Below are 20,693 nucleotides of genomic sequence, written 5' to 3' on the forward strand. Positions count from 1 at the left end.
ATCACCTACATTAATTACTTTTGCACAAAGTTTTGCAAATGTTAAAAAAAGGAAACAAACTCTACAGCATTTTAACAGGAAGTTGTCCTAAATGCCATCAAGAGAATATGTACCTGGACAAAAACCCTTACCATATTTCAAAAATTTTTGATATGCACGAGCGGTGCAGCCATTGTCACACAAAATATAAAATTGAACCTTCTTTCTTTTACGGGGCCATGTATGTAAGTTATGCCGTAGGTGTAGCTTTTGCTGTTGCGGCGTTCGTGATCAGTAAATTATTTATAGGAGCTAGCCTAATCAACACCTTTATTTCTATCGTGGTTACCCTAGTGGTATTCATGCCAATAATTATTCGCTTGTCAAGAAATATTTGGATCAACTTCTTTATACACTACGATAAGGACAAAGCTTCTTAGACTTCTTGTAGCATTGCAGAAAACCTATTGATATCCAATTCTGGATCTAGTGGTTTTCTTTCCTCTATGTGTCTATATAATTCCTCGGCAGCCCATGGAGCTACCATTATGCCGTGGGAGCCAAAACCATTTAAAAGGTTTATTCTTACATAGTTTGGATGTGTGCCTACCAACGGTCTTCTATCCCTAACGGTAGGCCTTACACCGGCCACATGGCCTTCTACTTGATACTCCTCTGACAATATAGCATCTAGTTTTCTCAAAAGCTCGTCCTTCGCGGACACCGAAGGTTCGTTGTTCTTATCTTTATTACTGTACGTTGCCCCCACTTTATATAGGTCGTTACCAAGCGGTATAATAAATATAGAAGACTTTACGGCCCTAGATTCCTTTAAGCCCGTAGATCTGATAATCAGATACTCACCCTTTGAACCTTGCATGGGTAAATAATTAAAAAACGGATTTTTAACGAGTCCATAACCTTCTGCAAAAACAATGTGTTTGGCCTTTATGTTCTTATAGGAAACATAATCGGAGTGTTCCTCTAGATCCGAATACTCAAAAGTTTCGGTTCTTAACTTATTCTGGGCCGATAAAAATTCTGCATACGAGTTGATCATTAGCCCGGTATCTAACCTAAAAGCTCTTAAAACCTCCCCAAAATCATAGGGGGCTTTAATACGGTCGTTGCTATTGCGAACCAATTTGGGTGACAGATAGTCTTGTAACAGATTCTTGTCGGATGCCTCGAACCAACGGTTTTGTTCTTCTATAGAACTTAGTATTCGTAAAACGGATTGATCGCGGATCAAGTCTACCTGCAATTCTTCACCTAAACCAGTATAAAACTTCTTTGCTAATGGCATCAACTCATTGGCCTTCCAAGCCATGGTAAACCTCTTTAGTATAACAGGGTTGGATAAACCGCCCGCAACTAAAGAAGACTTTTGGGAGGCATCGTTAAAAACGACAAATGTCTTATTGTTTTTTCTTAGTTTTTCACAAAAAGCGGTTCCAGCAAGGCCTAGGCCTACAACAATATAATCTAACATGTTGCAAAAATAACCATAAACAAAAGCTCCGATATAAAATATCGGAGCTTTAATACTTTTGAATTGGAATTTTCTAAGGCCCTAGTAAGCCCACATATCTTGCTCTCTGTCTCGAATAGTTTCTTTGATACGTTGAGCTTCTAACAATTGAAACAAGGCATTGTCGGCAATGTAATCGCTAACCTTCCTATCTCCATGTACATTATCTTCTTTATAGATAACAGCATTAAACCTTCTTGCATTCAACAGCATGTCAAAAGAGATAGGTTGTGCGGAATTACGCTGATTAAAGACTTTTGCCTCATGTAAAATTTCTCGTGCATCAGGATACCAGATCCAGAACAATTCTACTTTATCGGGATTTTCGTCATCGATAAAGTTTACGTCCGGAGCAACTGGGGCAATACCCAATAAACGATATTTCAACTCTCCCTGTCTTTTATCAAAATACCACATACCTTTAATATGATACTCTTCTATTTCTGCGGCGGTTATATTTCTACGAGTAATATACTCTTCAGAAACTTGCTCACCGGCATTCATTTGTTCGTATCCGTAGTCTAAGGTATCTACAGTTTGTAAAGCATCTGAAAGATCATCGTACGTTCTTTTTTCCGTGAAATAAGAATCGGCATAAGCCTCTAAATTCCCATTTTTAAGGTTTTTTATCAATACATGGTACAAAGATCTTCTGTCATGACCTATATCCATTGTATCCGTTGGATAATAAAGAGGAAAGTTTACCCTTTCATCCAGATCTATGGTCTCCCAAAGGGTCTTGGACCAAAGAATATCCCTATCGTCTACATAACCATATTCTAAAGGCGCATCGTTGTCCGCCTTTTTTTGGGCTTCTGTACGAACACCAATTTCATCAGGTTTCTTAGCGTTCAAGATATTGGCCTGCGCCATCATGGATACTGGCAACAAAGTTACCGCTCCCATTACTAAAACATTTTTCCAATTCATTCTTATTAACTTTAAAATTAACCGGGCAACGCTGTACGGTTACCCGGTATCATTCTATTTGTATTAATTTGTTAACTCCACAACTACCGGAGATACTTTTTTCAACTTGTAACTTTTGTTATTGGTGATGTAAGCTTCGATATCGAAGATCTGAACCACATCGCCTCTTTTGGCACGTTTAAGAGCAGACTTAGCTTTTGCATCTAGTTTACTACCTCTTACACTAACCGTTGGTTGACCAGGTACTTTGAATTTGAAACCGCTAACCGCAAGGTTCAAGTCAAAATCAAAATCATCCAATTGAGCACTAATAGTACCGATCTCAACATTTCTTCTTGGTAATTTAACACTACCCGCTTGCTTGCTTATAGTACCTTCAGGCCTTGGAATATCTTTAATTCTGAATTCAGATTTAGAAGATATTGGTTGACCATCTGGCAAGGTTCCAGAAGCTGTAATAGTAACAGTTCTACCTTTTCCAGGGTTCATAACATATTTACTACCACTAACCTGCTTAAGACCTGGTGCAGATGCACGTACCTTATTGTTTGGTATACCAGGAATAGAGATAGACATTGGGTTCGGTACCCCACGATAAACAACGTTCATCTTATCTGCAGCGATCAATGCCGAGTTTGGTTTAGAAATGGTAGCGAAAGAGTTCTTTACAGGAACTTCGATTTCTTCGCCATCTTGCTTAAAGTAGATAGTACCGGCAACTTCATGGTCACCTGCCCCACCTGCTCCAATAAGCATTTTAACTCCACCAGCTTCCAATTTATAATCTTTGCCTTCTGTAAGTTTTCTTCCGTCAAGGGTCAATTCTGCCCTTACAGGAGTAGAAGAATTATCCGTTTTACTGATAATGATCTTACCATCATACTTTTCACCTGCATAGTACGCAGATTTTGTAGCGGACAATGACGTTGCAAAGTTCTTTAAAGATACTTGGCTTGTCAACTCACCTTCCAACATAGATTTTAAAGCAGCTTCTTCAGTAGCCTTAACATCGGCTTGCAAAGAAGTCAATTTAGCTAATGACGCTACTAAAGGATACCCTTCATAGTGGTAGTTTATCCAATTTTGCATACCATCTTTCGCCTTTACCTTACCTTCTTCGTTACCTGTTTCAAATCTATCGATAACAGATTGTTTTAAAGAAGCAGGTACAATTGCAGCTACTTGGTCTCTATACTCGGTAAGTCTTTTCATAAACTCTTCACCGCCTTCCGACAGTTTGTCGCCTTGAAAGAACTTTTGATCCAAGAAATCCGAATTATCCATACGTGCATAATCCTTTGGATCTTCTATACCTTCCATCATACCGGTCTTAAGAGTTTCTAGATAATCATAATACTCTTGAGACATTGATTTAATTTTCTGTGCATTCTGGTACAGCTTTTCATATTTAGCTGCATCTTCAGATGCCTTAGTTTCTAGACTACTCAAGAACGCTTCGTTACTTGCGGTCGTCTTTGCGTTAGAAGTCTCTAGCTTTTCATTCATTATACCGAATGCCGCTAGCACCTCTTTACTCATGTTTAACGCCAGCATTGCGATGAAGATCAAATACATAAGGTTGATCATCTTCTGACGTGGTGTTGCTTTTCCTCCTGCCATGGGTTTTTCTTTAAATTAGATTTTAATTAATACTTAAATTCGATTTGATTAAAATCCAATTAATTTCTTGTCATTGCAGATAACATTCCACCATATACACCATTCAAAGAAGAAAGGTTGGTAGAAAGAGAGGCCATTTGCTCTTTAAGTGCACTAGCATTTTGTACTACTTCTTCGTTAACAGAAGCTTGTCTACTAGCACTTTCCAATTGTACTTTATAAAGACTGTTCAAAGACTCCATCTGAGCTGCTGCCTGAACCATTTCCTCAGAATATTTTCTGGTAGATTCCATTGCGTCAACTGTAGGGGCAATACCTTTGGCCGCACCTTCGAAGTTTTTGATACTTGTACCTAAGCTCTCCATAAGATTTGCATCTACTCCAGCTTCTTTTAATAAATCGTCTAATTTTTTAGACAAAGAAGTTTCAGCTTCTGCAACTTCGGCAGCCTGGGTTTTTCTAGAAGCACTAGCTTCTCCACCTGCTAATTCTGGGTATACCAAGGCCCAATCGTATTCATCGTCTACCGGTTCGAATGCACTAATTGCGAAGATAAGTGCCTCTGTAATAAGACCGATAGATAATAATAGACCACCTGTTAAAGGGCCGATTTCCCAGTGAAGGATCTTAAATAGAGCACCTATGATTACTACTGATGCTCCCAGCCCATAGGCCATGTTAAATAATTTCTTTGTTGATTTTGACTGTGCCATGATTTAATTTTAATTTAAGGTTTAATACTAAAGATTTGGTTAATAATTAATTTGTTAATGATATTTAATAGTTTGATGTAATTATTACTGTGTTGAATCTTCCTCACCCATATAATCCTGTACTGTTCTGAATCCTATATAACTTCTAGCAGAATCTGCATACTCATAATCCCTTGTACTTACTTGTAAGAAATAAGCAACGTCTTTCCAAGAACCTCCTCTGATAACTTTTCTGTTATTAGACTGGTCACCACCGTTAGGGTTCATTGTTGATACATATTCATAGGCGCTAGGATCATAACTGGAGTTCGTCCATTCAGATACGTTACCCGCCATGTTATACAGGTTAAAGTCGTTTGGTTCGTAAGATTTGGCCTCTACCGTATAGAGTGCCGCATCTGCTGCGTAATCTCCACGTTGTGGCTTAAAGTTGGCCATAAAACAACCTGTATCGCTTATAACATATGGGCCACCCCATGGGTATGTTCCTCCTTCGATACCACCTCTTGCAGCATATTCCCATTCTGCTTCGGTAGGTAACCTAAACTGGTTCACAAATTGTTTGCCACGACTTTTTTGATCATCGTTCTTGAACTTGGTTCTCCAGTTACAAAAAGCCTTTGCTTGTTGCCAAGTAATACCAACTACCGGATAATCGCTATAAGCATCATGCCAGAAATAATCGTTGTGCATTGGCTCGTTGTACGAATACTCAAAATCTCTGATCCATACCGTGGTATCTGGATAAATCTCCAATTCTTCGTGACGGATAAAGTCTTTTCTACTTCCCTTGCCTTTTTTAGCGGCACGAGCAGCTGCCTCGATATCCATCCAGCTATATTTATATTTTAGTTTTGTAACATCTATACTACGCTGACCGTTATAAGACTCTTCCTCTGGAATGTATAGGGAATCCATAACCTCTGCATAATATTCATCTGGATATTCAGAAGTATCCCATATAAGGTCTTCATCTTTGTTAAGAGCCCTGCCTTCATAACCGGTCTCTCCCATACCTGAATAATTATCCAACATGTATTTGTCGTATACCGAAGCTCTTGTGGTATCCGCATCTTTAAATGCATAATCTCCAATACCACCATCTTCAGGTCCTATACCCAACTCGTCAGCCAAAATGGCCAACCTGGTTCTAACTATAGAATCCTTTACCCATTCGACAAATTGGCGATATTCGCTGTTCGTAATTTCCGTGTCGTCCATATAGAAAGAACGAACGGTTACTGTTTTCGTTGGAGCGTTGGATATTTTGGCTTGATCCTCTTCACTTTTACCCATAATGAAAGAACCCCTGGGTATAAGTTCCATTCCATATGGTTTTTCCGGATACCATTTCTTGCCCTGGACTCCGACTAGCTCTCCTTTAGTCTTTGACCCACAACTTGTGAGTAAAAAAACAAACGCTATAGATGATAACAATAGCTTCTTCATACTTTAGGTTAAATTTCGATTATGGTTATAAATGCAATACAATCTAATATTCTAACTTCTAAAACTAAGTTTTGATTAAAATATTGTATTGAAGTGTTTTATGATTTAATTATTTTTTCAATTAATTAAAACCTTTCTTGTAGGCTTTAAACCACCTTTCGGGAATGTTTTGATTACAAGCATCCAAATAATCCTTCTCGGTGCAAGGTAATAACGCAGGTGTTTCGTCTTTAGTATGTGAAGTGAAAATAGATGGTACCTCAACCCACCATCTTTCTGTCAAAAGACTCTTGTAGAAAACAAGTTCCCCTTCTTCATTGGGAACATTATATTTGGTGAAGTCTTCTGTTTTATTATAGGGATCTTCTTTTATACGATAGTTTATTCCCTCAATAAAATACCATATTATTTGAGCAACCAGCTGCTGTGACTGCACATTATTTTCCATCTCAAATATTCCGAAGGCAGCTACTTTTTCGCTTATCCCGGCATATCTGGCAATGGCACAAATCTCTCTACCATCAAATCCGTTCGGAGAAAAATTCGGAGAAAACCCCATCTCACTTGCTTTTACCGCCCTGGTATCCAAACTTACCATATGGGCGTTTCTAAGCACGGGTTCTGCCAAAGTAAGGTCATTTGCTATTTCACCTAGCCGATAGGCATCGAAGAACAAACGCTCCATAAGGTCCATTTCTTCTTGGGCATTAAAATAACTTTGATAACCTATATTCGAAAAATTAAAAAGATTATTGGGTTTGTCGGTAATAATCTTGCTCATATATGAATGAGAAGAAATGAGCTCGTCGTGTATACCAAAATCAAATCGGCTATCTACGGCAACCAGGTTGATCATATCCTTTATACCATCAAAAGCTCTATATGCGGGGTACGTAATGTCTTGGGTAGCGCCCAAGATAATAGGAATTATATTTTCTTCAAGAAGACCGGCCGCCACTTCCTTTACCACAAAGTAAGTATCCTCTACCGTTTCGCCTTCTTCTAAATCTCCCAGATCCACCAAGGTAACGTTCCAGTTGCCCAACATTAATTTATACAACTGCAACCTTATAGCGGAAACATCTAGTTTTTCGTTCTTTTTCTCGAAAGCATTTCTAGATTCCCGAACCCCAAAAATGGCCACAGTTGCGTTCGCCAAAACGGGCAGGCCATCATTGGCCGTATGTATATGAGTGTTTCTGCCTATTGCCTGGGCCGGCAATAATTCGCAATGTGCAAGGACTTTATCTTCTACAGGAACTAAAAAGTCAAATGCCATATTGGTCTGGTGGTGTTAATTTTGAAAATCTTCAGCGAAAATTACTACTAAAATATCCTTATTTCAAAATTATACTACTTTTTTGATTTTGCTTTTGCTTTTGTCTTTTTTTTGGGTGTCTTTTTTTCTATTAATGCCGAGGCCTCTTCAAGCGTCATTTTTGCCGCATCTACCGTTTTGGCCAACTCCACCTTTATCTTACCCTTAATAATGTTGTGTCTTCCCCAACGGGCCTTTTCTATACGAATACCTTCTTCTGGCCAATTCTGAACCACCTTCTCTATCTCTTTTTGTTTCTTGGCCTCGATCAACTCAACAATATCCTCTTGCGAAAGATTATCAAAATCGTACTTTTTGTTCACGTTTATGAACATACCGTTCCATTTGATAAAGGGGCCGAACCTACCTACGCCCTTGGTAACATCTTTATCTTCATAAGTGGTTATAGGCGCATCCGCTTTTTGCTTTTCCTTAATAAGTTCAATGGCACGTTCCATCTCCACATCCATGGCACTCTCCCCTTTTGGCAACGAGATAAACTTTTTACCAAAACGCACATAGGGTCCAAAACGACCTACATTGGCCTCTACTTCTTCCCCTTCATATACCCCAAGTTTACGAGGCAACTTAAACAGCTCCATCGCATCCTCATAAGTAATCGTATTTAAAGACTGATCGGGCAACAGACTTGCGAACAAAGGCTTATCTTCATCGTCTACAGTACCTATTTGTACCATAGGCCCGAACCTGCCCAAGCGAACAGATACCTGTCTTCCTGTTTTTGGATCTGTACCAAGAACACGTTCACCACTTGCACGATCGGCATTTTCTTGTACATCTAACACGGTAGGATGAAAATCTTTATAAAAGTTCTTCATCATTTTCTTCCAATCTTCTTCACCTGCAGCGATCTCATCAAAATCTTCCTCCACCTGTGCAGTAAAGTTATAGTCTAGAATGTTTCCGAAATTGGCTACCAAGAAATCGGTTACGATCGTACCTATATCCGTTGGAACCATTTTACCTTTATCGGAACCAACATTTTCGGTTAGGCTCTTTTCTTTGACGGCATCGGCTTCCAATACCAATTGGGCATACTTTCTTTCAGTACCTTCTATCGTACCCTTCTCTACATAACCCCTATTCAATATCGTAGAAATTGTAGGCGCATAGGTAGAAGGTCTTCCAATACCCAACTCTTCCAGTTTTTTTACCAACGAGGCTTCCGTAAAACGATATGGAGGCCTAGTAAAGCGTTCTGTTGCGGTTATATAGTTATTATATAATGTTTCGCCAACCTTCATCGCCGGCAACATTCCTTCTTGTTCCTCTGCTAGGTCCTCATCGTCCACACCTTCCATGTACACTTTTAAGAAGCCATCAAAAGTGATCACCTCTCCGTTTGCGGTGAACTCCTCATTATGTTTATTCGATTTTATCCTAACATTGGTACGCTCTAATTGGGCATCACTCATTTGAGACGCCACCGTACGTTTCCATATTAAATCGTACAGTTTGGCCTGATCTCTTTCCAATGAAGGAGACTGGTTGCCCATATCGGTAGGCCTTATGGCCTCATGTGCCTCTTGCGCTCCTTTAGATTTTCCTGTAAAGTTACGTACCTTACTATATTTTTCTCCGTAGTTTTTTACAATGGCCTCTTTCGCGGCATTAATTGCCTCACCCGAAAGGTTTACACTATCCGTTCTCATATATGTTATAAGACCGGCTTCGTACAAGCGTTGTGCTACCTGCATTGTTCTGCCTACAGAAAAATATAACTTTCTTGATGCCTCTTGTTGCAAGGTAGAAGTGGTAAATGGTGCAGAAGGCGATTTTTTAGCTGGTTTTTTATCCAGTTTAGCAACAGAAAAATCTGCTTCAATATTCTTTTCCAAGAAATCGTTCGCCTCTTTCTTAGAAGCAAAAGCCTTATTTAGTTTGGCCGTAAAAACACTACCCGAGGCTGTTTTGAATTCAGCACTTATCTTAAAGGAGGCTTCTGGTGTAAATGCTTCTATCTCTCTTTCTCTCTCTACGATCAATCGCACCGCTACAGACTGAACACGACCTGCAGAAAGACCCGGTTTTATCTTTTTCCATAATACCGGAGAGAGTTGATACCCTACCAAACGATCTAAGATCCTTCTAGCCTGTTGGGCATTTACCAGATTATAATTTATTTCTCTTGGGTTCTCTATAGCCTTTTGTATCGCCCCTTTGGTTACAGAGTTAAAAACGATTCTTTTGGTCTTATTTTTATCTAAACCTAATTCTTCCGCCAAATGCCAAGAAATAGCCTCTCCTTCTCGGTCCTCATCACTTGCCAACCAAATAGTTTCCGCTTTTTTGGCAAGGTCCTTCAGTTTTTTCACCAAGGCTTTCTTTTCCTTGTCAACGATATACTTAGGCTCAAAACCATTCTCTACATCTACCCCTAATTCTTTTGATGGCAAATCTGCGATATGTCCAAAACTGGACTCCACCTTGAAATCTTTTCCTAGAAATTTTTCAATGGTCTTAGCTTTTGCCGGGGACTCAACTATTACTAAATTTTTGGCCATGCATTGGTTTTTATGAGCAACAAAAGTAGTCGATTTTTTTAATTTGCCTTTACTAAACGGTATATACCACAAAAAAACACCCCTTTAAACAACGATATTTTCATTATAAAAAAGATATTTTCCGATTCAAAATCTATGTAATCCACCAACATCTCTGACATATACGTCCATCATATTCCCCGTTACCGTACACAACACTTTATTATAAACCGACACTATCGGCAACTATCGCTGTAACTTAATATCTTAAAACAATAGCACGTACGTTGTCTCCTATAAATTAGAACTGTGAAGCGTCCTCTTCAAAACCTACCCCATGTTTAAACATAAAGTACATTGGTATCTTAGACAACATGGCCGTAAAAAGTATTCCCACACAACATAGCAGAACACCTAATTCAGCTATTAACGACACTATAATTATCAGACCGAAAATGACCAACCAATTTTTATTGCCCAATACAAAACTCGCCTTTACGACCTCCATAGCGGACAATTCTTCTTCAAACGCTAAAAAAGCAGGAAACAGTGACATCGGCACCACAAAATAAATAAGGGCTATTCCACATGTCATCATCCCCACAAGGGAAAGGCCAAGCATAATCAACGACACCATCAATATTTTTCCGAGCCTACCCTGTTTAAAAAAGTAAAAATAATCACCATCTCCCGTTTCATTCAAATCCTTCAGCCTACATATTCTTAAAAAAGCGGCATTTAAGGCCATTGCAAAAGTCAGCACCCCTATATACACTATCGGCATAATGATAGACATACTTATAATGACCATAATAGACGGATCTTCATTCCGCAACATATCTGGATCTGTTATCCCCATTGCTATCATTGGAATATAGATCATAATATAAAAAGGCAAGATGGTCGCAAAGCCCAGCAACAATATTACAAACCCCTGCAACCAAACTTTTTTAAACAGTTCTATCGTCTCCGAGAATATTGTTCCGAAATTCAAAGGAGGCCTATCTGCTATTTTTCTATGCATGCTCTCTAAGCTCATGGTCGATTTTTAATTTTTGGCAGTAAAGATAATTTATTTGAATGCCTAAAATTACGCTAAATTAAACTGTCAACTTGTCATATTTTTGAATATAATCCTATCTTTGCAAACCCGATATTTAAAGGCTAAATGGGATGAACATGGAGAAAACTATCGATGAGAGCATACAGGGATCTACCTTGAAAACCGAGAGCAAGACTCAAAATAAACGAAACTTATACATAGAAAGTTACGGCTGCGCCATGAATTTTTCCGACAGTGAAATCGTGGCATCCATCTTGGCAACGGAAGGGTTTAACACTACCCAACAACTTGCCGATGCAGATTTAGTATTGGTCAACACCTGTTCTATAAGGGACAAGGCAGAGCAGACTATCCGAAAACGCCTGAACGAATACAATAAGGTAAAAAAAACAAGACCACATTTAAAAGTAGGTGTTTTAGGGTGTATGGCCGAACGCCTAAAAGACAAATTGCTGGATGAGGAAAAGATCGTGGATATGGTCGTTGGCCCCGATGCCTATAAAGACCTTCCGAATCTAATCAAAGAAGTGGACTCGGGTAGAGATGCCGTTAACGTAATCTTGTCCAAAGACGAAACCTATGGTGATATTTCACCAGTTAGATTAAATACCAATGGCGTTACCGCCTTTGTTTCCATTACCAGGGGATGCGACAATATGTGTACTTTTTGCGTGGTACCTTTTACTAGAGGAAGAGAACGGAGTAGAGACCCGCAATCTATACTTGAAGAAGTGAACGAACTATGGAACAATGGGTTCAAGGAGATTACACTTCTCGGACAAAACGTGGATAGCTACCTATGGTACGGGGGAGGCCTCAAAAAAGATTTTGAAAAAGCGTCCGACATGCAAAAGGCCACTGCCGTTAATTTTGCGAACCTATTGGAGATGGTTGCCTTGGCACAACCAAAAATGCGTATACGTTTCTCTACATCGAACCCCCAGGACATGACTTTGGATGTTATCAGAACAATGGCCAAATATGATAATATATGTAACCACATTCATCTCCCCCTACAAAGTGGCAGCAACCGTATTCTTAAAAAAATGAACAGGTTACATACCATTGAAGAATATTTTAAATTGATCGATGATATTAGAAATATTCTTCCGGAATGTGCCATTTCGCAAGATATTATAGCTGGATTTCCTTCAGAAACCGAAGAGGACCATAAGGACACTCTAAAAGCCCTAGAATATGTAAAATACGATTTTGGGTATATGTACGCTTATTCGGAGAGGCCCGGAACCTTGGCAGGAAGAAAAATGGAGGATGATATACCAGAACCTGTTAAAAAAAGAAGGCTATCGGAAATTATAGCCTTGCAAAGAGAACATTGCCAATACCGAACCGAACAACATTTAGGAAAAGTTCAGGAAGTATTGATAGAAGGAACCTCTAAAAAATCTGAAAATGAATGGATGGGAAGAAACTCACAAAGTTCAGTGGTCGTTTTCCCTAAAGAACATTATAAGATCGGAGATTTCGTAAACGTACAAATAAACGATTGCACCTCTGCCACCTTGATAGGAAAAGCAATAGGATACTCCGAAAACAATTAAGGCCTAAAGTATAAATTACAGATGGAAAGTATACAAAGTATAAAACAACGGTTTGAGATTATTGGTCAAGACCCAAAGCTCAATAGGGCTATAGAAAAAGCGATGCAAGTTGCGCCCACCGACATATCTGTATTGGTTACCGGAGAAAGTGGTGTAGGTAAAGAATCCATTCCTAAAATAATACATTCGCTATCTCATCGAAAACATTCAAAATATATCGCCGTAAACTGTGGTGCAATTCCTGAAGGAACCATAGACAGTGAACTTTTTGGTCATGAAAAAGGCGCCTTTACAGGAGCTACCCAGACCAGAAGTGGTTATTTTGAAGTAGCGGACGGAGGCACTATTTTTTTAGACGAAGTTGGCGAGCTGCCACTTACGACCCAAGTAAGACTTTTAAGAGTTTTGGAAAACGGCGAATTTCTTAAAGTAGGTTCTTCGCAAGTTCAAAAGACCAACGTGCGGATCGTGGCGGCAACAAACGTAAACATGTTCGAGGCCATTAAGAAAGAAAAATTCAGGGAAGACCTATACTACCGTTTAAGCACGGTAGAAATAAACATTCCACCTTTACGGGAAAGACGTGAAGATATTCATTTGTTGTTTCGAAAATTTGCATCAGACTTTGGACAAAAATATAAGATGCCCACAATACGTTTAGATGAGGACGCCGTAGATCTACTTGTAAAATATCGTTGGCCCGGAAACATCAGACAGCTGCGCAACATTGCCGAACAAATCTCGGTACTGGAAGAGAACAGGTCTATTTCCGCCAGTACGCTAAACAGCTACCTGCCCCATAATGTAGGAAACAATCTTCCGGCAGTCGTTAACTCAAAGAAATCTGAAAGTGATTTCAGTAACGAACGTGAAATTCTTTATAAAGTTCTTTTTGACATGAAGGGAGACCTGAACGACCTTAAAAAGTTAACGATGGAACTTTTAAAGAACAACGACTCACAAAAGGTGCAGGAAGAAAACAAAAACCTGATCCGCAAAATCTATGGCGATAAAGAAGAGGAAATCGAAGATCAGGACAGCTCCCCTTTAGAAGTCTTGCACCTACCGGAACCGACGGTAGAAAGAACCTTTACTCCCGCACCAACGGAAGACAAATATCATTTCGCCGAAGAAATCGAAGAAGAGGAAACACTATCTTTACAGGAAAAAGAAATTGAACTGATCAAAAAATCACTGGAAAGAAATAAAGGAAAGAGAAAGGCCGCAGCTTCGGAACTAGGAATATCGGAACGAACCCTTTACAGAAAAATAAAACAATACGATTTATAGACCCAAATAAAATAGTAAATTGAAAACAAGGAAAGTTCTTATAGGTTTTGTCTTTTTGGCGTTAACATTTTCAATAAACGGTTGCGGCATTTACAACTTTACGGGCGGTAATGTCGGGGATGCAAAAACGTTTCAAGTCAATTATTTTCAAAACTACGCCACCCAAAGTCCCGGATCTACTTTTGAACCTGGTATGGATCGCGACTTCACTATTGCCCTGCAAGAAAGAATACGTGACCAAACTAGTTTAGATCTGGTAAACAACAATAATGCCGACCTATTGTACGAAGGCGAAATTACAGAATACAAAATATCCCCGATGTCGGCTACGGCCAATCAGACCGCTGCACAGAACAGGCTTTCGGTACGGGTAAAAGTAAGGTTCTACAATAAAACAGACCCCGACTCGGACTTTGACCAAAGCTTTTCTTTCTTTTATGATTATGATGCGAACACCGCATTCTCATCTATAAAGAGCGAAGCGCACGAGGTTATTTTTGAACGAATTACACAAGATATTTTTAACGCATCATTGGCAGATTGGTAAAATAATATGACAGTAACGGATTTTACATATTTTCTAGAACATCCTACCAAAGTGGTAGACCCGTTACAGACCAAGCAGTTAGAGGATATTTTAGAGGAATATCCATATTTTCAGGCTGCAAGGGCCCTTCATTTAAAAGGTTTAAAAAACCTTAATAGTTACAAATACAATAAGGCCTTAAAAACCACGGCCGCCTATACAACGGATAGGGACGTACTTTTTGATTTTATAACATCGAAAGACTTTCTTCAGTACAATCCTCCCCACCCGTCTAAAGAGATCAACGACCCCGCCCCGCCCATAGCGCAAGAGACCAAAGCGGAGAAGCCGTTAATAGAGGAATCGGAAGACGAACCTTTGCCGCAAGACACCAAGGATGCCGAGAATATTCTGGACCCTAAACTCTTTATCTCAAAAGAACCAAAGAAGGATGAAACGGACGAACTGGAACTGGGCAAACCACTTATCTTTGACAAAAAAGAGAAATATTCTTTTTCCGAATGGCTTCAACTAACCTCTAAAAAACCCATTAATAGAGAAAAAGAACCAGCGAAGGAAAAAGCTCCTAAAAATACTTCGGCAGATAAAAACCTACTCAAGAAAAAGAAATTTGACAGAATTGATGAGTTTATAGCCAAAAACCCTAAAATAGTCCCCAAAGAAAACACAGTAACACCGGTCAACATCAAAGACTCTATCAAGATCGATAAAAAAGAGTTGATGACAGAGACTTTGGCCAAAGTTTATTTAGAACAGAAAAAGTACAAAAAGGCCATACAGGCCTACAAAATTTTAAGTTTGAAATATCCGGAAAAAAGTGGTTTCTTTGCAGACCGAATTAAAGCGGTACAAAAAATTCAACAAGAAAACAAGTAAGTAAAATGAGTACATTTTCAATATTCCTGATACTGATCATCATCGTTTGTTTTTTATTGGTATTGGTAATTATGGTACAAAACCCAAAAGGTGGCGGACTTTCTTCTTCATTCGGTGGAGGGGGCAACCAAGTAGTAGGCGGTGTTAAGAAGACAGGTGACTTTTTAGATAAGAGTACTTGGACCTTAGCAGGATTATTGGTTATTCTAATTTTAGCATCGAACATTGCGCTAAAAGGAAATTTTGGTGATGTCGATTCAAAATTATTACAAGGAGACGATATAGAAACGACCGTTCCGGAAACACTTCCAGAAGAAACTACTCCACCTGTCACAAACGAAGCTACACCTTCCGACAGTTTATAATTGGAAGTTCAAAACAATATAGGAAATGCCAGCTTAGTGACAAGCTGGCATTTTTGTTTTACAATGTGTCAGTTTTTAGGCAATGGCATAATTTCTGCCCATAAAAAGCGAAACTTAAAAATCAATTTAAAATTTTAATATTATGGCTAAAGTTAACATCAAACCATTGGCTGACCGAGTTCTTATCGAGCCCATGGCAGCTGAAACAAAAACTGCGTCAGGAATTTACATTCCAGATACGGCAAAAGAAAAACCACAAAAAGGAAAAGTTGTTGCCGTAGGTCCTGGAACAAAAGACGAAAAGGTAACTGTTAAAGTTGGCGATACCGTTCTTTATGGAAAATATGCCGGTACGGAATTGAAGTTAGAAGGCACTGATTATTTGATGATGCGCGAAAGTGACATTTTAGCAATTATCTAAGTAAACCTATAGTCATTAGCACAAAACAACAACATTCAAAAAACAAAAAATAATAGAAATGGCAAAAGATATAAAATTTGATATTGATGCAAGAGACGGCCTAAAAAGAGGTGTCGATGCATTGGCAAACGCCGTAAAAGTAACTTTAGGACCTAAGGGAAGAAACGTTATCATCAGCAAATCGTTCGGCGCACCACAAGTAACTAAAGATGGTGTTACCGTTGCAAAAGAGATAGAATTGGAAAACGCCCTTGAAAACATGGGTGCCCAAATGGTTAAAGAAGTAGCCTCTAAAACCAATGACTTGGCAGGTGACGGTACCACTACCGCTACAGTTCTTGCACAAGCTATCGTAAAAGAAGGTCTAAAGAACGTTGCCGCAGGCGCCAACCCTATGGATCTTAAAAGAGGTATAGACAAAGCTGTTGACGCTATCGTTGAAAACCTTGCCAAACAATCTAAAAAAGTTGGTGATTCTTCTGAAAAAATTAAACAAGTTGCTTCTATATCTGCAAACAACGATGACACCATCGGTGATTTGATCGCACAGGCATTTGACAAAGTAGGCAAAGAAGGTGTTATTACCGTTGAGGAAGCAAAAGGTACCGATACCTATGTAGACGTTGTAGAAGGTATGCAATTCGACAGAGGTTACCTTTCTCCTTATTTTGTTACCGATTCGGAAAAAATGGTTACCGAATTGGATACCCCATACATCTTGTTGTTCGACAAGAAAATATCTTCTATGAAAGATTTGCTTCCTGTATTGGAACCGGTAGCACAATCAGGAAAACCTCTTTTGATCATCGCCGAAGATGTTGACGGTGAAGCATTGGCAACCCTTGTTGTAAACAAACTAAGAGGTTCTTTAAAAATTGCCGCGGTCAAAGCTCCAGGTTTCGGTGATCGCAGAAAAGCAATGTTGGAAGACATCGCTATCTTAACTGGTGGTACGGTTATTTCAGAAGAAAGAGGTTTCTCTTTAGACAATACCACTATAGATATGTTAGGTACTTGTGAAAAAGTACAGATAGACAAAGACAATACAACTATCGTAAACGGTGGTGGTGTTGCAAAAGACATAAAAACAAGGGTTAATCAGATCAAATCTCAAATTGAGACCACTACATCTGACTATGACAAAGAAAAACTTCAAGAACGTTTGGCCAAATTGGCCGGTGGTGTTGCCGTACTTTACGTAGGTGCCGCCTCTGAAGTTGAAATGAAAGAGAAAAAAGACCGTGTTGACGATGCCCTACATGCGACAAGAGCCGCAGTTGAAGAAGGTATCGTAGCTGGTGGTGGTGTTGCCTTGGTAAGGGCAAAATCTGTTCTATCCAAAGTTTCTACCGAAAATGAGGATGAGGCTACAGGCCTACAGATTGTAGCACGTGCCATAGAAGCTCCATTAAGAACCATCGTTTCCAACGCTGGTGGTGAAGGTTCTGTTGTAATCGCTAAGATACTTGAAGGTAAGGGCGATTATGGATTCGATGCAAAATCTGACCAGTACGTTGAAATGATGAAAGCAGGTATCATCGATCCTAAGAAAGTAACAAGGGTAGCACTAGAAAACGCAGCCTCTGTTTCTGGAATGATATTGACTACAGAATGTGCTTTAACCGATATTAAAGAAGATGCTCCGGCTGCCCCTCCAATGGGTGGTGGCGGAATGCCAGGCATGATGTAAGTCGGCAGTACCAACAGGCTATTATCAGCGTGTCCGGTCTACTAAAACCAAAACCGCTCTTGAGACTTCAAGAGCGGTTTTTTTTATATCCTTTTACCAATAAAAAAACCACCTTCTTTACTTACAGAAGATGGTTTTATCGATTAAAAATAGGCAATCTACCTTATAGATCTATGGTAGTTTTCTTTACCAAAAAATTTTACATTTTATGGGTTGCACCATCATCAGAATTGTCCTCTCTATATTTGCAGCAAGGGTGCACACTGTTATAAGCTTCTTCCGTCGCTTTTAATTCTTTGGTATCATGTCCAACGGCAACAATCGCCGTTTTGATCTTCATGGCATCTGTCTTGCGTTCATCCATAATCACAGATAGTTGATGACTGGGAATATCCCAATTGGCATATTTTACCCCTTTTACGTTCAATGCCGCCTTCTCTATACGCTCTTTACACATGGCGCACTTGCCATTTACATCGAATGTCAGTTTTTTATTCTTGTCTTGGGCATACGTCAATACCGCAATCAACATCATAGCAATTGATAAAATCGTAGTTTTCATAGTTATTGTATTATTTATTGTTCGTTATATTTTAAATCTAAATCCACCATAGAACATTCTTCCCATAATCGGGGCATACACTATAGTTGTATCAAAATTAGGACCAAAAGGATTGTCGGCACCTAATACAGGGGTATTTTGTTGTACCTCGCTAAGGTTCTCCCCTCCTATATATATTTCAAAAGTATTAGAAAACACCTTTGTTATTTGGGCATTCATATGGTTGTAAGGTGATGAGTATTCCCCAAACTGATATTGCACCGGATTAGAGCTGGTATCGGGCAATCTCTTTTTACCCATACTGTGCAAGGTATAATCAAACTTCCATTGCGCCCCGTTATCCTTGACCTTGGTCTCATACCCTAAGTTAACAAAAAAACGATCTTGCGCCAGTAAAGGCTTTTGCAAGTTTCCGCTTTTATAATCGGTAGTGACATCATAAAACTTATAGGCGGTTCTAAAGTTTAAACGTGGCAACAGTTCATAGTTCAGTTCTACTTGAAAACTCTTGGCGCTACTATCACCCTCTAAATTATAAAATGATACTTCTTGCGGATTTTCCCAATCTACCACTACCTGATTTCTAAAATCGGTAATATAATAATCTAAGGAAATATCTCCCTTTTTGTTCAGAAAGGTAAACCCTTGCAAGAAACTCACCCCATAATTCCACGCATCCTCTGGTTCCAATCCATATACATTTCCACCGGTATCGGCAATATTGATTACCCTGGCCGATGCAAACAACTGCTGGTTCTCAGCAAAAATATTGGCAGCCCTTTTTCCCCTTCCAAAAGAACCTCGCAAACTTCCCCTTTCCCAGGGTGTATATCGAATATGAAACCTTGGGGTAACAAAGGTCCCCAACCTGTTATGGTTATCCACACGAAGACCTGCCGTTAAACTTACCTTCTCTAGATTTTCATAACTGTACTCAAAAAAGGCACCGACCGAGGTGTCTTCCCTAGAATAGTCGACTGCGGTCACCATTTCATCATAACCATCATAGGCAAATGTAACACCGGTCTTAAACTTGTTTCTGGTATCACCAATGATAGAATTAAAAATAAGGTTACTGTACAAACTCTCATGATCAATATCATAGGTTCTAAAACCAAAATACGAGTCTTGTTTATGTATACTATAAGAAGTCTGAAATCCGACACTTTGAAACGGAAGTTCCGGAAAAACATACCCTAATTTTAAAGAAGTATCAAAACGGCGGGTATTGATCTCGCTGCCCCACGCATTGGTGGTAAACTTATCGGTATCAGGATTAAAACCTACCTGCCCCACCTGCTTCTCGTCATTTAAAAAACGTACATTGAAAAAACTTACCCATCCTTTTTCAGGGTCTTGGTACTGCCAGCGATTCATAACATTGATTTGATCCGCCAACGGTGCATCTAGAAACCCATCTTTGTTATCATCCTCTTTCTGGGTTCTCTTGTTTCCATGAACATACAAACCTGTACTCCACTTTTCGGTAAGTTTCTTGTTCAAATGCATATTCAGCTCATAGCGCCCATTTTGATTTGCATATCCGTTTATAAAAACCGCCTTATCCGTCAACGGTTTTACAAGTTCGGTGTTTATTTGCCCGGATATACTTTCGTACCCGTTTACTACACTGCCCGTACCTTTGGTGATCTGTATACTCTCTATCCATGTGCCAGGAGTAAAAGTTAATCCATAGGCTTGAGAAGCTCCACGAACCATTGGTATATTCTCTTGGGTGATTAACAAATACGGACTCGTGAGCCCCAACATCTGAATTTGTTTGGTACCAGTTAACCCATCGGACAGATTTACATCTATCGCCGGGTTGGTCTCAAAACTCTCGGCTAAATTGCAACAGGCGGCTTTCAATAATTCATCACTATTTACCGAGACCACGTTCTGTGGACTAAAATATGTTTTCTGAATGGCGTCACGTTCTTGTTGCACCACTACCTCATCCAACTCATTTGACGGCCTTAGACTGATACGTAACTTCTTGGGGCTATTTACAACAAGCGTGTCGGATTCAAAACCAACATAACTAATTATCAGTTTATTGAATTCCTTTAAATACGGGATAGAGAATTTACCGTCAAAATCGGTCACCACACCCATCTGGGAATCTTGCCAATAAACATTTGCCCCCGACAGAGACAAAGCGTTATCCCCATCAGAATCCAGCACCACTCCCTCTACTTTTTCTTGAGAAGAAGCAAACCAAGGCAACGCCGACATTATTACTACTATTATATATTTATTCATTTTAACTATGA

The 20,693-nt window shown here is 39.4% G+C and carries 18 protein-coding genes; 8 read left to right on the plus strand and 10 right to left on the minus strand.

The annotated features are described in order from the left end of the window. Window positions 1–38: 38 nt before the first annotated feature. Entirely contained in the window at window positions 39–419 is a 381-nt protein-coding gene (locus tag J8L85_RS00540) for a DUF983 domain-containing protein (RefSeq protein WP_211013761.1), read from the plus strand. Here the strand turns inward: J8L85_RS00540 and J8L85_RS00545 are convergent. The 8 genes from J8L85_RS00545 to J8L85_RS00580 form a co-directional block, all read right to left on the minus strand. Continuing rightward, window positions 416–1,471, minus strand: a complete 1,056-nt coding sequence (locus J8L85_RS00545; RefSeq protein WP_211013762.1) for an FAD-dependent oxidoreductase — start codon at window positions 1,469–1,471, stop codon at window positions 416–418. The two genes, J8L85_RS00540 and J8L85_RS00545, sit on opposite strands and share 4 nt — an antisense overlap. Window positions 1,472–1,552: 81 nt before the next feature. Continuing rightward, on the minus strand, window positions 1,553–2,440 hold the full coding sequence (gene gldN, locus J8L85_RS00550; RefSeq protein WP_211013763.1) for a gliding motility protein GldN: 888 nt from the start codon (window positions 2,438–2,440) through the stop codon (window positions 1,553–1,555). A 63-nt stretch (window positions 2,441–2,503) separates the two neighbouring features. Continuing rightward, window positions 2,504–4,060 (minus strand): gliding motility protein GldM, encoded by a 1,557-nt coding sequence (gene gldM / locus J8L85_RS00555; protein WP_211013764.1) that lies wholly within the window; start codon window positions 4,058–4,060, stop codon window positions 2,504–2,506. Window positions 4,061–4,119: 59 nt separating this feature from the next. Beyond that, window positions 4,120–4,773 carry a gliding motility protein GldL gene (gldL, locus tag J8L85_RS00560; protein WP_047247323.1) on the minus strand — a complete coding sequence of 218 codons (654 nt, stop codon included), beginning with the start codon at window positions 4,771–4,773 and terminating at the stop codon, window positions 4,120–4,122. 84 nt (window positions 4,774–4,857) lie between these two features. Beyond that, window positions 4,858–6,222 carry a gliding motility lipoprotein GldK gene (gldK, locus tag J8L85_RS00565; RefSeq protein ID WP_047247322.1) on the minus strand — a complete coding sequence of 455 codons (1,365 nt, stop codon included), beginning with the start codon at window positions 6,220–6,222 and terminating at the stop codon, window positions 4,858–4,860. A 121-nt stretch (window positions 6,223–6,343) separates the two neighbouring features. Then, window positions 6,344–7,501 (minus strand): formimidoylglutamase, encoded by a 1,158-nt coding sequence (locus J8L85_RS00570; RefSeq protein WP_211013765.1) that lies wholly within the window; start codon window positions 7,499–7,501, stop codon window positions 6,344–6,346. A 74-nt stretch (window positions 7,502–7,575) separates the two neighbouring features. Continuing rightward, window positions 7,576–10,065, minus strand: a complete 2,490-nt coding sequence (gene topA, locus J8L85_RS00575) for a type I DNA topoisomerase (protein WP_211013766.1) — start codon at window positions 10,063–10,065, stop codon at window positions 7,576–7,578. A 280-nt stretch (window positions 10,066–10,345) separates the two neighbouring features. After that, window positions 10,346–11,083 carry a hypothetical protein gene (locus tag J8L85_RS00580; RefSeq protein ID WP_211013767.1) on the minus strand — a complete coding sequence of 246 codons (738 nt, stop codon included), beginning with the start codon at window positions 11,081–11,083 and terminating at the stop codon, window positions 10,346–10,348. A 140-nt stretch (window positions 11,084–11,223) separates the two neighbouring features. Here J8L85_RS00580 and miaB point away from each other — a divergent pair, with 140 nt between their 5' ends. The 7 genes from miaB (at window position 11,224) to groL (ending at window position 17,858) form a co-directional block, all read left to right on the plus strand. After that, a complete protein-coding gene (miaB, locus tag J8L85_RS00585; protein ID WP_211013768.1) occupies window positions 11,224–12,669 on the plus strand; it encodes a tRNA (N6-isopentenyl adenosine(37)-C2)-methylthiotransferase MiaB in 1,446 nt (481 codons plus the stop codon). Between the two features lie 21 nt (window positions 12,670–12,690). Then, on the plus strand, window positions 12,691–13,959 hold the full coding sequence (locus J8L85_RS00590; RefSeq protein WP_211013769.1) for a sigma-54 dependent transcriptional regulator: 1,269 nt from the start codon (window positions 12,691–12,693) through the stop codon (window positions 13,957–13,959). Between the two features lie 19 nt (window positions 13,960–13,978). Then, a complete protein-coding gene (locus J8L85_RS00595; RefSeq protein ID WP_247656519.1) occupies window positions 13,979–14,506 on the plus strand; it encodes an LptE family protein in 528 nt (175 codons plus the stop codon). A 6-nt stretch (window positions 14,507–14,512) separates the two neighbouring features. Next, window positions 14,513–15,382 (plus strand): hypothetical protein, encoded by an 870-nt coding sequence (locus J8L85_RS00600; protein WP_211013770.1) that lies wholly within the window; start codon window positions 14,513–14,515, stop codon window positions 15,380–15,382. Window positions 15,383–15,387: 5 nt separating this feature from the next. Continuing rightward, window positions 15,388–15,747: a preprotein translocase subunit SecG gene (gene secG, locus J8L85_RS00605; protein ID WP_211013771.1), complete on the plus strand. Its 360-nt coding sequence runs from the start codon at window positions 15,388–15,390 to the stop codon at window positions 15,745–15,747. A 142-nt stretch (window positions 15,748–15,889) separates the two neighbouring features. Next, window positions 15,890–16,168: a co-chaperone GroES gene (locus J8L85_RS00610; protein ID WP_099572506.1), complete on the plus strand. Its 279-nt coding sequence runs from the start codon at window positions 15,890–15,892 to the stop codon at window positions 16,166–16,168. Window positions 16,169–16,226: 58 nt separating this feature from the next. Beyond that, complete coding sequence (gene groL / locus J8L85_RS00615) at window positions 16,227–17,858, plus strand: chaperonin GroEL (RefSeq protein ID WP_211013772.1); 1,632 nt, start codon at window positions 16,227–16,229, stop codon at window positions 17,856–17,858. 199 nt (window positions 17,859–18,057) lie between these two features. On the opposite strand, the gene J8L85_RS00620 is transcribed toward groL, so the two are convergent. Beyond that, window positions 18,058–18,420 carry a cation transporter gene (locus J8L85_RS00620; RefSeq protein WP_211013773.1) on the minus strand — a complete coding sequence of 121 codons (363 nt, stop codon included), beginning with the start codon at window positions 18,418–18,420 and terminating at the stop codon, window positions 18,058–18,060. Window positions 18,421–18,444: 24 nt separating this feature from the next. Further along, window positions 18,445–20,682 (minus strand): TonB-dependent receptor, encoded by a 2,238-nt coding sequence (locus J8L85_RS00625; protein WP_211013774.1) that lies wholly within the window; start codon window positions 20,680–20,682, stop codon window positions 18,445–18,447. Window positions 20,683–20,693: the final 11 nt, after the last annotated feature.

It is taken from the genome of Maribacter sp. MMG018 (assembly GCF_018100785.1).
Lineage (GTDB): Bacteria > Bacteroidota > Bacteroidia > Flavobacteriales > Flavobacteriaceae > Maribacter.

What these genes read in the sequence shown, in the direction of transcription:
- groL (WP_211013772.1), top strand. Translation starts at nt 16,227, where the DNA reads ATGGCAAAAGATATAAAATTTGATATTGATGCAAGAGACGGCCTAAAA.
- gldK (WP_047247322.1), bottom strand. Translation starts at nt 6,222, where the DNA reads ATGAAGAAGCTATTGTTATCATCTATAGCGTTTGTTTTTTTACTCACA.
- topA (WP_211013766.1), bottom strand. Translation starts at nt 10,065, where the DNA reads ATGGCCAAAAATTTAGTAATAGTTGAGTCCCCGGCAAAAGCTAAGACC.
- J8L85_RS00625 (WP_211013774.1), bottom strand. Translation starts at nt 20,682, where the DNA reads ATGAATAAATATATAATAGTAGTAATAATGTCGGCGTTGCCTTGGTTT.
- miaB (WP_211013768.1), top strand. Translation starts at nt 11,224, where the DNA reads ATGGAGAAAACTATCGATGAGAGCATACAGGGATCTACCTTGAAAACC.
- gldN (WP_211013763.1), bottom strand. Translation starts at nt 2,440, where the DNA reads ATGAATTGGAAAAATGTTTTAGTAATGGGAGCGGTAACTTTGTTGCCA.
- J8L85_RS00600 (WP_211013770.1), top strand. Translation starts at nt 14,513, where the DNA reads ATGACAGTAACGGATTTTACATATTTTCTAGAACATCCTACCAAAGTG.
- J8L85_RS00620 (WP_211013773.1), bottom strand. Translation starts at nt 18,420, where the DNA reads ATGAAAACTACGATTTTATCAATTGCTATGATGTTGATTGCGGTATTG.
- J8L85_RS00590 (WP_211013769.1), top strand. Translation starts at nt 12,691, where the DNA reads ATGGAAAGTATACAAAGTATAAAACAACGGTTTGAGATTATTGGTCAA.
- gldL (WP_047247323.1), bottom strand. Translation starts at nt 4,773, where the DNA reads ATGGCACAGTCAAAATCAACAAAGAAATTATTTAACATGGCCTATGGG.
- secG (WP_211013771.1), top strand. Translation starts at nt 15,388, where the DNA reads ATGAGTACATTTTCAATATTCCTGATACTGATCATCATCGTTTGTTTT.
- J8L85_RS00540 (WP_211013761.1), top strand. Translation starts at nt 39, where the DNA reads ATGTTAAAAAAAGGAAACAAACTCTACAGCATTTTAACAGGAAGTTGT.
- J8L85_RS00570 (WP_211013765.1), bottom strand. Translation starts at nt 7,501, where the DNA reads ATGGCATTTGACTTTTTAGTTCCTGTAGAAGATAAAGTCCTTGCACAT.
- J8L85_RS00545 (WP_211013762.1), bottom strand. Translation starts at nt 1,471, where the DNA reads ATGTTAGATTATATTGTTGTAGGCCTAGGCCTTGCTGGAACCGCTTTT.
- J8L85_RS00610 (WP_099572506.1), top strand. Translation starts at nt 15,890, where the DNA reads ATGGCTAAAGTTAACATCAAACCATTGGCTGACCGAGTTCTTATCGAG.
- gldM (WP_211013764.1), bottom strand. Translation starts at nt 4,060, where the DNA reads ATGGCAGGAGGAAAAGCAACACCACGTCAGAAGATGATCAACCTTATG.
- J8L85_RS00580 (WP_211013767.1), bottom strand. Translation starts at nt 11,083, where the DNA reads ATGAGCTTAGAGAGCATGCATAGAAAAATAGCAGATAGGCCTCCTTTG.